The organism is Microcystis sp. BLCC-F209, from assembly GCF_041928595.1.
In the GTDB taxonomy this organism is placed as follows: Bacteria; Cyanobacteriota; Cyanobacteriia; order Cyanobacteriales; family Microcystaceae; genus Microcystis.
The window spans coordinates 1-14717 of record NZ_JBHFLL010000099.1; the positions used below are offsets into that span (position 1 = coordinate 1).

The window sequence follows — 14717 nt, forward strand, 5'->3', positions numbered from 1 at the left end:
AGCCACTCTTAATCGTGTCTTGGAACGAAATAGAGGCTTTTAAAGACTGCGTACATGGAGAATTAAAACAAGAATTACCCTCGAAAAGCCTATTTTTCCACTAAGTATTTATGCTCATTGCAAAGGTGAGATGCTCCCAAAGATTGTGACTTCATAGGTTCGGACCTTTAAAATTTGATCGTCTCGATGCGGGAGAGATTATTCGGTAAGCCGAAAGCTTTCGGTCCGCCCACCTGTTGCAAGGCATTACGGACAAAAGAGTCATCCACGAGATCCCGCGCCACCTGTCGGGGTTGCAGTTTTTGGAGAAAATCCGTATTTCCTTCTACCTGAGTGGTTTTGAGTAAGCGTACCAGTTCCTCCGTATAGGAAGGGAAAGGATAGGGCTGGAAATCGATCCGGTTGACTTGCCAGTCTGGATTCTCGATCGCCCCGTCTTTTTTATAGAAATTGCGATCGTAGTAAGTAAGCGCCCGTTGCAATACCGGCAGCGGGTGAGGGGTATATTTTCCACCATCTTTAGAGAGAATCCGGGCCACTTCCGAGCGATTGCTCCGGGACCAGAGTTGGGCTTTAACGAGGGCGTTTACCACCTTCTGCGTCCATTGTTTCCGTTGCCTAATATCCTCCTCGTGAACAAAGACAACGCAACAGGCGTGATTCTTCCAGACATCGCCGGTGAAACGGAGAACCCTACCGGTTTTGAGATTTTCCGCCGCCGCGTTGAAAGGTTCAGCCACGATATAACCGCCGATGCTCTTATTGGCGAGGGCTGATACCATATCCGGGGGCGGGAGAACCACTAGATTAACCTCGTTAGACGCGATCGGCGCGTCCTTGGCTTTGCGAACTATTTTCAGCCCGTTACGTTGTAAGAGTTGTTGCAAGACCAAATTATGAATCGAATACCAGAAAGGAACCGCGATCGTTTTGCCTCCCAATTCCCTGGGATTTTCAATATCGGGAAGGACGGTGAGGGCTGAACCGTTGGTATGGTTCCAAGCGACGATTTTAGCGGGGAAATTGCGCCCGTAACGAATCCAGATCGAGGTGGGAAAAAGAACATGAATAACGTTCACCTGCCGAGCGAGAAAGGCTTCAACAATCTGCGCCCAAGAGCGGAATAGGCGCGGTTGTTCGGCAGTTAAACCTTCCGCTTGATAAAGTTTTCGGGAGTGGGCCACCAATAGGGGGGCGGCATCCGTAATCGGTAGATAACCGATTTTCACAGGCTGATCTTTGGCATTGGCGTGAACGGGGAGATTCCAATTATCGGCGGCGATCGCTGCCCCGAAGGAACTGGTAAACAGTGCCGAAAGTTTCAGGAAATCTCGACGGCTCATGCCGCAACAAGCACAATTATCGTGTAGGTTCATAGATTTACAGTGTCATCACAAGGGCTAATTCTTGAAAAATTGACAGGCGTAGATCACTCAAAAGCTTGGCTGACTCGAAACGGGGTTTCGCCATCGAGATGGTCCATTCTCGGCGGATGCCCACCGGATGACGGCCCATGAGAAGAACTCGATCGGCCACTAACAGGGCCTCGTCGATGTCGTGGGTAACGAGGAGAACCGTGCTGTTATAGAGAGCTATGACTTCTAGGAGGAGTTTTTGCATCTCGAAACGGGTGATCGCGTCGAGGGCGCTAAACGGCTCATCCAGGAGCAGGAGAGAGGGGCGGCGGGCGAGGACGCGGGCTAGAGAAACTCTCTGAGCCATACCGCCGGATAGTTGATGAGGATAGGCACGCTCGAAGCCCTCTAGTTTGACGCTTTTAACGGCGGTGTGAACCCTTTCGCGTAATTGCTGATGATCGAGGCGGGGCATCCGCTTTAATTTCAAACCAAAAGCCACGTTTTGCCAAACGGTTAACCAAGGTAAAAGGGCGGGGGATTGAAAGACGATCGAGCTGCGGATGTCTGGGGCTTGTAGGGGTCGTGAGTGCAATTGTATTTCTCCGCCATCGGCACTTTGCAAACCAGCGGCGGTAGCAAGGAGGGTAGATTTACCGCAACCACTGGCCCCAAGCAAACAAACCACCTCACCGGAGCGCACCTGTAGGTTAATATCCTCAAAAACGGTACGGTAGCCATGGCGGGTTTTATAGCGTTTGTGGAGATTTTTGAGGGTGAGGACGGGGTAATCAGTGGCGATACTCATTCCCTCACCCCCGCTCGATCGAGTTCGCCAGGGAGAATTTTATCGGTAGAGGACTGACGTTGTAATTCTCTTTCTAGTTGAATCAGGCTCGGAGTTAACACCGGTAAAAAGGCGACCTCGCGCAGCCGTCGGGCCGTGTCGCTATTCCGGAAATAGCCTTTTCCTCCCTTAATTTCCGCTTCTAACCATACGGATTCCACCGCTAACCGGGTAATGTCCACTCTGAGGGTGAATAGTTGGCGTGTTCGTCCGAGATCGAAGCTTTCTAGGGTGCTGAATTGCTCGATTGTCTTTTCTAGACGAGTCAGACGCTCCCGGGCGAAGAAATAACGATCGCTGGCTACCGCTGCCTTTCCCCCTAAACTTTTCTCTGTCTCCCCAAGAGATTTACGCGTAATGCCAAGGGCCAGTCCGCATTGTAACAGCAAGAAACAGGGGCGGACTGAGGGTAAAAATTTTGCTGCTTCCAAGCTGATAATCCAGTCGTGAGATAACTGAACTCGATCGAATTCAAGGGTACTGGTGCGGGAAGCTTGTAAACCCAATAATTGTAGGTCTTCACCCCGTTTTAACCCCTCTGCGAAGGAGGGAAGGGCGAGGATAAGAGTTTGTCCCGATGTGGTTTGAGCGGCAACGGCCACTATAAATTCTCCCTTAGAGTCGAGGTTAGAGGCCCAGGGCAGGAAACCATTAACAGTGACGTTTTCTCCCTCGATCTTTGCCTGTAAACGCAGCTCCTCGATCCCGCCGAGGTACTTCATCGCGTTAGAGAGTCCTGTCGCTCCGGCTATCTCTCCCTTGAGGACAGCAGGTAGAATTTTGTTTTGTAGGTAAGTGTTATTACTGGCCGCCAGATATTGAATGAAGACGCGCTGACACCAGAAAACAAAACCGGTGGTCAGGCAGCATTGGGACACAGCGGAGATCGCCTCTACTGCCTGTAATAAGGAGCCACCCCGGCCTCCTAAGCTTTCAGGTATAGCATAGCCGAACCAGCCCGATTCTCCTAGCTTGGTTAGGGCCAAACCGACGTTGAGATTAGCTGTACCGTTGTTGAGGTCAGTGGCTCTTTCTTCCAGAAAAGAACTGATTTCGGAGCCTCGATCTAGCATCATTGTTCTCTCCTAGGGGTGAATATTTTCAATCGAGGTCAAACTATCTATAGGTGCGCCGACCACTTCTCTGGCTCTTTTTACCGCCGCTTCATCGGGACTATCGTAGAAACAGAGACATTTACTCAAGTCTTCGCAAACATAGGTACGCTCGAAACTGACTTCAGGCACTTGAGCATAAAAGGGGGTTTTCTCCGCTTTTCGTTGCAGGTAAGTTTCCATGGTTAGCCCCGGGGGTAAATTCCACTGTACTAGATAGTTGGCTTTGTCTTTGCGCTCTCGCACAGTGGCTAAGTCCTGCCCAATCAAGCGCATTTCCTTGATTAGTTGCCAACCTAGCCCAGCGTTTTCTAGTACTTGTTCGAGGGAGGCGCGATCAATCGCTTTGATAATCAGGAATAACCGCCCCTCTGTTTCACCGATTAGGGCTTCGATTAACTCTCCCTGGGATTTTGATGCCAGTGTGGCAATGCGCTCCAATATCTCGCTCACCTCTTCTTTTGTCCTTTCTTGTTGATCATCCTCTACTAGATATAGAGTCATAATTCATCTGAAATACATTTACAATACATTTGAGTTTACTGTCTTTGGGAAAAAAAAGCAATATTTTCAAGAGCCTGAAAACGAGGTGACACGGGAGTGGATGGTTCAAGACCGTTTCGCTCAAGTCGTGGCCAGAACCCTGGCCTTGGCTGATATGCGTGACCCGATTTTTTCGATAATCGCCCTTATCTGGCTGGATTTTTTTCAGCCAAAGACTTGACAAACTCCAAAATTTCTGCTAACCTTGTCTTATAATGGGGATCTGTGTCGGCCTACGAACGCTCTTTTTAACCCTTTCTCAAGAACAAAAATTTTAACCCGAATTGCTGGTAGTAGCTAAACTAAGAGCAGTACCACGGGAAACGGTGACTATGGAAGTTATTTGTACGCGTCCCCACTGTCCGAGACCGCGTAATCAGTGCCTAGACCTAGACGATAGCAATCTTTTAACCTCGATCGAGCAGAAATATTGTACTGCTTGCGGGATGCCATTAATTTTAGGGGGACGTTATTTGCCGGAACGTCTATTGGGAAAAGGAGGATTTGGGGCGGCATTTTTAGCAGTAGATCGTTATAGTCCCAAAAAAGCTAAATGTGTAATCAAACAATTTCAACCTTCCGGTAATTTAAGTCCGCAAGCTTTAGAAAAAGCGAAAAACTTATTTTTTCAAGAAGCGCGGGTTTTAGAAGATTTAGGAAGAGAACATCCCCAAATACCCGATCTCTATGCTTTTTTCCCTTTAAAAGTCAAGAATCAATTAACGGGAGAAGAAGAGCAATTTTTCTATCTGGCCCAGGAATATATCGACGGTAAAAACCTAGAAGAAATTCTCCAACAGCAACAAAAACCCTTTCAAGAAAGTGAAGTTAAAAACCTTCTCCAAGAATTACTTATTATCCTCAAATTTATCCATGAAAATGGTTCCATTCACCGGGATATAAAACCATCTAACATCATGCGAGCCAAAAATGGTCGCCTCTATTTACTCGATTTTGGGGCAGTAAAACAGGCTACCAATAATCCCAATAATACACAAGAGAAATCCACAACAATTTACTCAGCCGGATTTGCTCCTCCCGAACAACAATTAGGCAATCAGGTATCGGCAGCCACGGATTTATATGCCCTAGCAGCTACCTGTGTTATGCTCTTAACTAATCGCGATCCTGATGATCTATACGATCCGCAAAAACAGGTCTGGAATTGGCAAAATTATGTCCCCAAAATCAGTGCAGATTTAGCAAGGGTATTCAATAAAATGTTACTAGCAAATCCGCGAGATCGATTTCAATCCTGTGAAGAAGTTTTAACCACTTTAAATCCACCTTCTCCATCTCCTCCAGCTTCCCCGATTCCTCCATCTCCTCCAGCTTCTCCAGTGATGAGAAAAAGTTCCCGCTTTTCTCTTGGGGAAACTTTCACTAATGCTGCCTTTACAGGGTTTGAGGGGACATTATTGGTAATTGCCTTAAATAGTTTAGTCCCCTCGGCAGGAATTGTCATCGCCTTTATCATCTTAGGTGGCTTAGTTTGGGCATTATTTAAAAAAGTGATTGAAGGGAGAGATTTACCGATTCTAGCAGCAATTACCCTCACCTTCATCTTCTTTCTTTCGCAACTGCAAGGAAGCCTAAATTTTCCTGAAATTGCTATCATTGCCGTGATGGCAGCCATCGGAGCCATTGCTATTACTGCCCTTTTCCGGTTAATATATCAGATAATTTTGCGATTATTTTAAAACCCTGAAAGTTTCAAAATTATCATCACCACCGCCAGTAATCGTGCCACCGAGGTCTAAAATAGTTTGCAGATAGTCGAGGATTTCCTGAGAAATTAACTCTCCCGGCATCAAAACGGGAATACCGGGGGGATAGGGACAGATAACATCAGCACTAAGACGATCAAGGGCATTTTTCTGGGATACTATCTCTGTAGGGGCAAAAAAAGCCTTTCTAGGAGAAATAGCCAAATTTCCCGTGACTGGAGGAGGAGTGGGGGGTAAACTGGTAGAGCAAGGGGATTGAAGGCATTGAAAAGCAGTAATTAGGCGATTAATGTGTTCGCGATGATTGCCGATGGAGATAATAAAAGTAAGTTGGCTGAAAGTCGGTAATTCTGCCGTGACAGCGTATTTTTCTCGCAAAATATCGTCTATTTCGTAACCAGTTAAGCCAAAATCTTTGACGATTACCGTTAAACGAGTGCGATCAAACCAGTGACAACCCGGGATAGAATGGGGAAAGTCTAAAACAGAGATATTAGGAATTTTATCGAGTTCTTTTCGGGCCGTAGCGGCTAAATCGAGGGTTTTGCTCAGTAAATCTAGGCCTTGCGTCGCCATTTGCTTTCTAGCACTATCAAGGGAAGCGAGAAGCAAATAACTAGGGCTAGTGGTTTGAACTAATTGTAAGGCTCGATCGACTTTTTCGGAACTAATGCGATCGCCTTTTAAGTGTAACATCGATGCTTGAGTTAAGGCCCCTAAAACCTTATGGGTGGACTGAATAGCCATATCGGCGCCGAGAGAGAGGGCAGCCGGAGGTAAATCGGGATGAAAGGCAAAATGGGACCCGTGAGCCTCATCAACGAGCAGCGGGATAGAATAATGATTGGTAATCTGGGCGATAGTTTCTAAGTCACAGCAAACCCCTTGATAGGTGGGAGAGACTACCATTACCGCTTTGGCATCGGGATGGAGTTTGAGGGCATTTGCGAGGGATTGGGGGGTTATATTTAAATTTAGATCGATAGTGGGATTATATTCGGGATTGATAAAGATGGGCTGCGCTCCGGAGAGAATTAAGCCAGAAATTGCCGATTTATGAATATTTCTCGCTAAAATAATTTTATCTCCCTCGCCGCAAGTGGCTAAAATCGCCGCAATAATGCCACAACTGGAGCCATTGACCAAAAACCAGCTTTTATCTGCTCCAAATGTCTCGGCTGCTAAAATTTGCGCTTCTTTAATCACTCCCGTCGGAGCAAACAAATTATCAAGGTCGGGTAATTCGGGTAAATCGGCTTTAAAGACGCTTTTTCCCAGTAAACTACTTAAATCTTCCCCGATTCCTTCCCCCTGCTTATGCCCTGGCGCATAAAATGGTACATCTAAACTATTGACTTTTTTTTGCAGTTGTGCTACCAACGGAGCGGATTCTGGCGAAGGCATTGTGGGAATTATGAATTATGAATTATGAATTATGAATTATGAAGTGGGAAGAATAAATAAAAATAATCTCCTGTCTCGGAGTCTCCTGAATTCTGATCACTGTTAACTATCTGTGCCTAACATTTGCAGTTTATATAAACTAGCGTAGAGGCCGTCTTTGGTTAATAAATCTTCATGGGTTCCCGATTCGACTAATTCCCCGCGTTTCAGCACAAGAATTCGATCGACATCGCGAATAGTGGAGAGACGATGGGCGATAATAATAGCGGTACGATCGACTAAAATCTGTTCTAAAGCTTCTTGAATTAATACTTCTGTCCCCACGTCTAAACTAGCGGTAGCTTCATCTAAAACTAAAATTTCGGGGTTACGAATAGCGACTCTCGCAAAAGCGAGTAATTGTTTTTGTCCTCCCGACAAATTTGCGCCCCGTTCTCGTAAAAGGGTATGATAACCATTGGGTAACTCCTCGATAAAGTGAGCGATATTAGTTGATTTAGCCGCTGCCTTAACTTGCTCAAAATCATAATTTTCCCCTAGGGTAATATTGCGAGTCACATCTCCGGCAAAGAGAAAAGTTTCTTGGAGAATGACACCGATATAACGTCTTAATTCTGCTTGGGGAAGATAACGGATATCGATACCATCCACTAGAATTCTGCCCTTACTTGGTTCATAGAGACGACAGAGAAGACGAATAATCGAACTTTTTCCTGCACCGGTGGGACCGACTAAGGCGACTTTTTCCCCCGGATGAATGGTAAAATTGAGACCTTTGATAATATATTCATCCGGTTTATAACCAAACCAAACATTTTCAAAAATAATCTCACCAGTCTGACGTTTTTCTAGGAAGGAAATCTCCTGATAATTTTTATAATCTTTGATTTCAATGGGAATACTAATTAATTCACCAATGCGTTCAATAGCAGTAAAACCCGCTTGAAACATGGTAAATTTTTCCGCAAACTGACGCAGGGGATTAAAGAGACGCTGGGAGAATAAAATAAAAGCTGATAAAACCCCAAAATCAATGGTTTTCTGGAGAATAAAAATACCGCCTAACCATAATACTCCTGCCACGGCAATTAATCCGATCCATTCCAAAGTAGCTGAGACGGCCGAATCATAAAAAATTGTTTTATCTAGGGATTGCCGATAGTGAGTATTGGTAGAGCGAAATATTTCAGCATTAAAGCGTTCCCGGCGAAATAATTGAACAATATTAACTCCGACTACATTTTCCTGTAATTGGGCATTAAGTTTTGATAATTGCTCGCGTACTTGATAGTTAGCACTGCGGTATTGTTTTTGAAAAAAGATAATTAGAGCGGTGACGGGAAATAACATCAACACCAACAATAGAGCTAATTGCCATTGCAGGGTAAACATGGTGATGATGATAACTAAAATATAGACTAAATCACTGACAACTCCGATCGCACCACTGGCAAAAACTTCTCCTAATGCTTCCACATCGCTGGTTAAACGGGTGACTAAACGTCCCACGGGAGAGCGATCAAAAAAACTAGAGGAAAGGGAAGTAACATGGCTAAATAAATCTTCCCGGACATTAGCGGTAATTGACTGACCGACTTTCTGCACCAGATAACCTTGTATTGTCCCTAAAATCAGCCGTAAAGTAATCGCAGCCGAGAGGATAATAATTAGGGTATTAATGGCTGCGGTTAAGGGCATTTGAGCCAAAAAATTCCAAGTTTGTTCCTTTTGCAAAAGGGAGACCGCTTGACCGATAATTAAGGGTTGAATCGCCCCCGTGAGAGATAGGGGAAAAAGAAGTATTAATGACCAAAATAGCAGAGCTTTTTGCTTTTTTGCGTAGGGAAGTAGTTTCAATAATAATCTCCAGTCATTTTCTTTGACCGGAGGGGACACAGGCGGGGATGATGGAGTCATGAAGGGATTTCCCATGAAATTCTCGGCAGCCGGGGAGAAATTACGCCCCTATTGTTAACTTTTCTAACAGGCGATCAATCTGGAAATGTTCCTCCATTAATTCTCGAATACAAGCGACCTTTACCTGTTCCTGTAAGCGAATCTTCCCGAAGGCCCGATCGACGATTTCCACGGTGGTGAGAGTATCTAAATTTACCGAGAGAATCGGTACTTCTAAATCCTCGGCCCGGCCTAGAATCAGGGGATCCGGAGAGATGGAACCGGTTAAGATTAAACAGGTGGTAGAAGTTTCTAGGGCAGCTAACTGTAGATCTGTGCGATCGCCGCCCGTAATCACGGCCATATTTTCCCCCTTACGAAAATATTCTAAAGCGGCGTTGACATTCATTGCCCCGATCGCTAGACTTTCTACCATCCAATCTAAACGATCGGGCCGACATAATACTTTGGCCCCCAAAAGATGGACAATTTCCCGAACACTAATACTACGCATTAGTTTACTAGCGGGTAACAGTCCTAAAACCTCCACACCTTGGCTGATCAGATAGGGTTTCAGGAGAGATTGTACTTCCTCCCAATCATCCGCGGGGATATCACTAATGACCACCCCCAGCAGCCGATTATTTAATTCCTCTCTTGCTTTCAGCAGACTCTCGGCCATCAGGGGAGAACTATAGCGAGCCACCAATAGGATCGGAGTCTGGAGAATTTTGGCCATCTCCCCCATGGATAACTGAAAAATACTGCCTTCCCAGAGAGTCCCTGGCCCTTCGAGGAGGGTAATATCACTGTTAACTCGATCGAGATAGCCGGCAAGAACATTGCCGTAGTCCTGTTTATCTGCACCCTGTAGGCGTTTAGCAACGGAATCCACATCTGTGTAAATCACCGGTAAACGCAGCTGTTCGGGGGATAATTCTAGTAATTGCCGAATAAATTCTACATCCTCATCGACCAATTGCCCATCGACGTAGCCCGGACAATTGCCCACTGGTTTGCCATAACTTATCTCTAGTCCTTTTTGTCGCAAGAGATGCGCTAAACCGACGACAGTTCCCGATTTACCACTGAGGGGTTCCAGGGAAGAGATAAGTATAGATTTGGCTGATTTCGCCACGATTTGCTCCTTTTAACCCGTAAAATCCCGACTTTTATTCCTCAAATCGCAGGAGTTTCCGATAAAATCCCTGCGAAAAGTCGGCCGAACCTAGCTGCTTAAAGGTTTTAATCGCATCGATCAGATATTCCACCAACTCGGCGTTAATAATTGTCATCTCATAGCTTAGGTCGGCCTGTCCTTCAAATTGTAAACGACAACGGGTCAATTCCGAGGGCAATTTTGATACATACCAAGAGGCCACAAAGGGAATCCCTTGACCGCTTTCTATGTGACGACGACCTTCTAAAGAGCCAGCTTGATACAAAGCGATCGCATAGGGCAGGATACTATGTTTGTCCTTGGCATAGTAGGGCATATATACTACCACATCAGCCTTATTAGCGGGTTCTAATTGTTCGATAGTTGGCATAATTTAAGTAATAGGACAAAATTAACTTCTTGGTTAGGATCGGCACTCATGCAAGGGGCAAAAGGCAAGAGGTAGTTAGATGTGTGTAATTAATTGTCTCTAGCTACGTTACCAGTAACACTGATATTTTCCATCTATTTTAACCGATCGCCCCCGGAATCTCCCGAGCGGGAACATAGGCAAAATTTACGGGCCAGATCACCCCTCTATACTGAGGTTATCATTGGCCATAACCGGCAGACGAACCCGAAAAACCGTCCCGGGGTAGGGAGAACTTGTTGGCTCGGGATTGGGACTGATAAATTCAATCGTCCCCCCCATGCCAGTCATTAATTCTTTGGCGATCGCTAAACCCAACCCCGTACCGGGTATATCTCCCCCCGCTTGCACTCCCCGGTAGTGACGTTGAAAAATTCTTTCTTGATCGCTCCTCGGAATACCATAACCCGTGTCTTTAAAAACAATTTCTACACTATTCTTAACATTTTTGACCTCGACGGTGACTTTTCCGCCGGCAGGAGTATATTTGAGGGCATTATCAATTAAATTGCTGAATACTTCCCGCAAACTGGGGATATTGGCACGAATAAGTGGTATATCTTCCCCGTGAATCCTTTCTAGACTGAGATTTCTCTCTTTAGCTACGGCCTGGGCCGAAAGGAGCAACGGATCGAGAAGCTCATGGAGATCGATCGGAGTTAGCTGAGTGCTGCCAGCAGGCAAGAGAAAGGTGGTGGGGGAAGATTGCGCTTGCAGGAGAGGAATATCGACGGTGGGGTAATTTTCGCTTTCTTGCTGAATTTGGGCCTCAAATCCGGCGATTAAGTCCCGAACTCGATCGCTTTCCCTCAGCATACCGGTAATGGCGGGATCGTTACCTTCTTCGGCCAAAAGCCTTTTGAGCAGAAGTTTACCAAAGGTTTTTAAAGCGGTGAGGGGATTGCGGATTTGATGGAGAAAGGTATCGAGGCGCTGACGTTGCCATTGTCGATAATAACGTTCTTCTCCTAATTGGCGATCGAGTACACAGGCTAAAGCGAGGGTTTGGGTGATTTTTTCCATCTGGGTTAATTCCCAACTTTGCCAAGGTCGTTTTTCTCTGGTTGTCACCAATAATCCGATCATGCCCTCTTCATACATTAAGGGTAAAAACAAGCGATGACCGCTGACGGTCTCCTGATTACTCCAGAGGTGGGATAAATCTTCTAACTTAACCGCAGTTAACAGGTCTGCCGCCGATGGGCCTGGTTGCAAGGAAAGCCGCTTTTTTTGGGGAGAAGGGGAATTAAAAGGCGGATAAACAACAACTGGGATTAAATTACTCGATAAAGGTTCAGTTAAATAAACCGCACTTCTGTCTGCTTCCATTTGCTCCCGCAAAAGTTCCATCTGTGCCTGACAGAGGGCAATAAAATCATCACTCAGGGGAGTCCGGGAGGGGGAGGAGAAGGGCATACTAAGAAAGTAAAAAGTAAAAAATCAGAAAACCTTGATCAAGCTAGGGTTGCGAGTTTTATTTCCCAGTTGACAGGGGAGACAATGGCCATCCTCTTGGGTGGGGTGCAGCCAGTAAAAAGCAATTAGGGCAAGGGTTTGATCACTATTTTAGGGGTGGCTCAGGGTATATATTAAAAAAAGTTTAAGAATAATAAGTTTTGTATCGGGATTGGGGGCAGTGTTTTTGTGACACAAACTTAAACACAGTCCCAGTCTAGCTTCTAGTCAAACTTGTTTGTAATTGGGTTTGTGAGAGACACTTGATTTCTCGGTCTAGAACGGATATAATCGCTACGGCTTTTGTAACTATCATTACAACGATTAGCCAAAACAGGAGGTAATTGGGTTGGCCAGAAAACGGAAACGTAAAAGTCGCCGTCGTCAAGAAGGACGTAAGATACTTGAACTTGTACCCCAGTATAGTATTGAAAGTGGCGAAGATAAACCCGTAACTGCGGCGCGTAAGTATATTCAAGCTATAGGCATTAGCCCACCAGCTTTATTGATTGTTAAGCGTAACGAGCATACAACCGATCGCTATTTCTGGGCTGAAAAAGGACTGTTTGGAGCGCAATATGTGGAGGAAAACCACTTCCTCTTCCCAAGTTTGCGCGACCTGCAGCCCCAGCCCGTCAAAGCACCGGTAGCAGTTGCCAAATAATTCACAGGACTATTAATAGTATCATGGAAAGTGAACTCGTTTACAGAAAAGTAAACGAGTTTTTTTTTGTCTGAGAGCCAAGAATCAGCTATCTGAGGCCAAAAAACAGCCAAGTTTTAGGCGACATTACCTGCTGTGGCAGTAATAATTTGACGTACTTGAGCATCGGTCAGATTCGGATTGGCACTCAACATTAAGGTCACCACTCCAGCCACATGGGGTGCTGCCATGGAGGTTCCACTCAAGAAACCATAGCCACCATTAGGGAGAGTAGAATACACTTGTACGCCTGGAGCGGTGACATAGCTCATCGAAGAATTGGAGCCAGCACGATTGGAGAAGGAAGCCATCTGGTTAGAACTGTTAACGGCACCTACGGCAAGACCCCAAGAGGTAGCATTGGAAGCGGGATAACTGGGTTGAGCTGCCCCCGCATTACCGGCGGCCATAACCACGATCACACCGCGACTGCTGGCATACTGGAGGGCTGCTTGAATCTGACTGTTAGTGCTACCACCGCCCAAACTCATATTAATCACATCAGCACCGTTGTCCACGGCGTAGCGAATTCCTTGGGCAACGCCACTAGAGCTGCCACTACCGGAATCGCTCAAAACTTTCACCGGCATAATTTTGGCATTGTGGGCCACACCAGTGACCCCGAAACCATTATTACGAGCAGCAATGGTTCCCGCCACATGAGTACCATGGCGGTTGCCATCTAAAGTATTATTATTGCCATTGGCAAAGTTCCAGCCATAAACGTCATCAACGTAACCGTTGCCATCGTTATCAAGACCATCATTGGCAATTTCGCCCGCATTCGTCCAAATATTGGCCGCTAAGTCGGCATGATTGCGGTCAACTCCTGTATCTAGTACAGCAACGACGATTCCCTGTCCTGTATAACCTCTTGCCCAAGCTTCGGGTGCATTAACTAAGTTAACCCCCCAGTCATTAGCACCACCAAAAGTGGGAACATTGGCAAAAGGACTTTCATTCAAGGCTCCAGCGACGGCTCTCGCAGCATTAACTAAACCGTATCCTGAAGTGGCACTATATCCGGGTACAACTGGGGCTGTGGTCGCAGACAGGGTTAAGTTATAGTTGGTGCTGCCACTGTGGGGATAAACCCGGATATAGTAAGTACCCCCATTCAGCTGACGAGTAATACTCTCACTGCTGTTACCGCGATTAGTGGAGCTAGTAATCACACCGCCACTACTATTTAACAAGGACACATCGGCATCGGCACTTAATCCCGTTAAATTGAGGCTAAAGTTGCTACTGGTTCCTAAACTAAAATGATAATAATCATTGGTGTCTGCAGAACCAGCGAAATCACTGTAGCTGGTGGCAGTTGCTCCAATGGTGATATCACAGGCCATTTCTAAGGTATTGCCGGCGTTATCTAAGGCAGTAAGATTAAGGCTCGCTACTTCTTCTTTGAAAAGAGATGTGGCTCGATTAGTGGCTATGCTGGGAAAAATTGATGACTTATTCCCCGCTAGGAATTTCTGAAAATCTGAGGAATCTAGACTATCTATACAGTTATAGAGGTCGTTGGCGGTAAAGTTATCTATCATGGTGTTCTGGTCGTTTTTTAATGGTTAAATGGTGGCGAGAACCATCAAGAAGCTCTGATCAGACAGACAACATTTGTCAGCTTTTGGGTAAGTCTCCAAAAAAGTAGGCCAATTCACATCTGAATTGCATTACTGTCCGATCCTAGTTTGCACGCCAATTCAAATCTGAATTCCATCACCTTCTGATCTTATTCTCCAGAATACCTTGAATGAGGTTCGATAGTCAAGACGGTTTCGGGGAATTAGGAATTAGGAATTAGGAATTATGAATTATGAATTATGAATTATGAATTATCAAGTGGGGAGAAGGGGTGATGGGAGAGGGAATGATGAATTAAGTAGGTAGGCGTTAAAAATTATCAGATCCACCCGCCTATCGGCACCCCCCTTATCAAGGGTAGGGCTGTTTCATTTAAATTAAGTACAGCTGATTTTAAGTCAATAAATTTGACTGAAGATTCTCAAGTTTATCTTTTTCTAACCAAAAGAATTAGTCACAATAACTAATCTTTAATCCTCTGCCAATATTTATTATGAAT

12 protein-coding genes are annotated in these 14717 nt (G+C 45.5%); 2 read left to right on the top strand and 10 right to left on the bottom strand.

Translation table 11 applies throughout. The annotated features are described in order from the left end of the window. Window positions 1-167 precede the first annotated feature (167 nt). Genes ACE1AQ_RS06375 through ACE1AQ_RS06390 form a run of 4 tightly spaced genes read right to left on the bottom strand, consistent with a single transcriptional unit; the run spans window position 168 to window position 3818 of the window. Complete coding sequence (locus tag ACE1AQ_RS06375; RefSeq protein ID WP_110545896.1) at window positions 168-1376, bottom strand: ABC transporter substrate-binding protein; 1209 nt, start codon at window positions 1374-1376, stop codon at window positions 168-170. A 4-nt stretch (window positions 1377-1380) separates the two neighbouring features. After that, entirely contained in the window at window positions 1381-2163 is a 783-nt protein-coding gene (locus ACE1AQ_RS06380; protein ID WP_110545897.1) for an ABC transporter ATP-binding protein, read from the bottom strand. Continuing rightward, on the bottom strand, window positions 2160-3275 hold the full coding sequence (locus tag ACE1AQ_RS06385) for an acyl-CoA dehydrogenase family protein (RefSeq protein WP_110545898.1): 1116 nt from the start codon (window positions 3273-3275) through the stop codon (window positions 2160-2162). Before ACE1AQ_RS06385 ends, ACE1AQ_RS06380 begins: the two co-directional genes overlap by 4 nt. A gap of 12 nt (window positions 3276-3287) precedes the next feature. Continuing rightward, window positions 3288-3818 carry a DUF4242 domain-containing protein gene (locus ACE1AQ_RS06390; RefSeq protein ID WP_110545899.1) on the bottom strand — a complete coding sequence of 177 codons (531 nt, stop codon included), beginning with the start codon at window positions 3816-3818 and terminating at the stop codon, window positions 3288-3290. Between the two features lie 371 nt (window positions 3819-4189). Here ACE1AQ_RS06390 and ACE1AQ_RS06395 point away from each other — a divergent pair, with 371 nt between their 5' ends. Next, entirely contained in the window at window positions 4190-5557 is a 1368-nt protein-coding gene (locus ACE1AQ_RS06395; RefSeq protein WP_008203381.1) for a serine/threonine-protein kinase, read from the top strand. Here ACE1AQ_RS06395 and ACE1AQ_RS06400 read toward each other — a convergent pair. The 5 genes from ACE1AQ_RS06400 to ACE1AQ_RS06420 all read right to left on the bottom strand — a co-directional run bounded on the left by ACE1AQ_RS06400 (window position 5549) and on the right by ACE1AQ_RS06420 (window position 11889). Continuing rightward, window positions 5549-6988 (bottom strand): aminotransferase class I/II-fold pyridoxal phosphate-dependent enzyme, encoded by a 1440-nt coding sequence (locus ACE1AQ_RS06400; RefSeq protein WP_110545900.1) that lies wholly within the window; start codon window positions 6986-6988, stop codon window positions 5549-5551. The two genes, ACE1AQ_RS06395 and ACE1AQ_RS06400, sit on opposite strands and share 9 nt — an antisense overlap. Before the next feature lie 102 nt (window positions 6989-7090). Next, window positions 7091-8905 carry an ABC transporter ATP-binding protein gene (locus tag ACE1AQ_RS06405; RefSeq protein ID WP_039900225.1) on the bottom strand — a complete coding sequence of 605 codons (1815 nt, stop codon included), beginning with the start codon at window positions 8903-8905 and terminating at the stop codon, window positions 7091-7093. Window positions 8906-8945: 40 nt separating this feature from the next. Further along, a complete protein-coding gene (locus ACE1AQ_RS06410) occupies window positions 8946-10022 on the bottom strand; it encodes a phosphotransacetylase family protein (protein WP_008203388.1) in 1077 nt (358 codons plus the stop codon). A gap of 34 nt (window positions 10023-10056) precedes the next feature. After that, on the bottom strand, window positions 10057-10434 hold the full coding sequence (ebsA, locus tag ACE1AQ_RS06415) for a type IV pilus biogenesis protein EbsA (RefSeq protein WP_008203389.1): 378 nt from the start codon (window positions 10432-10434) through the stop codon (window positions 10057-10059). A 198-nt stretch (window positions 10435-10632) separates the two neighbouring features. Beyond that, complete coding sequence (locus ACE1AQ_RS06420; protein ID WP_106909322.1) at window positions 10633-11889, bottom strand: GAF domain-containing sensor histidine kinase; 1257 nt, start codon at window positions 11887-11889, stop codon at window positions 10633-10635. Window positions 11890-12277: 388 nt separating this feature from the next. Between ACE1AQ_RS06420 and ACE1AQ_RS06425 the strand changes: the two genes are divergently transcribed. Next, the gene (locus tag ACE1AQ_RS06425) at window positions 12278-12592 is read left to right on the top strand and encodes a DUF3155 domain-containing protein (RefSeq protein ID WP_004268081.1); all 315 of its coding nucleotides are present in this window, start codon (window positions 12278-12280) and stop codon (window positions 12590-12592) included. Window positions 12593-12708: 116 nt separating this feature from the next. Here the strand turns inward: ACE1AQ_RS06425 and ACE1AQ_RS06430 are convergent, their stop codons facing one another. Beyond that, window positions 12709-14178 carry a S8 family serine peptidase gene (locus ACE1AQ_RS06430; protein WP_110545901.1) on the bottom strand — a complete coding sequence of 490 codons (1470 nt, stop codon included), beginning with the start codon at window positions 14176-14178 and terminating at the stop codon, window positions 12709-12711. Window positions 14179-14717: the final 539 nt, after the last annotated feature.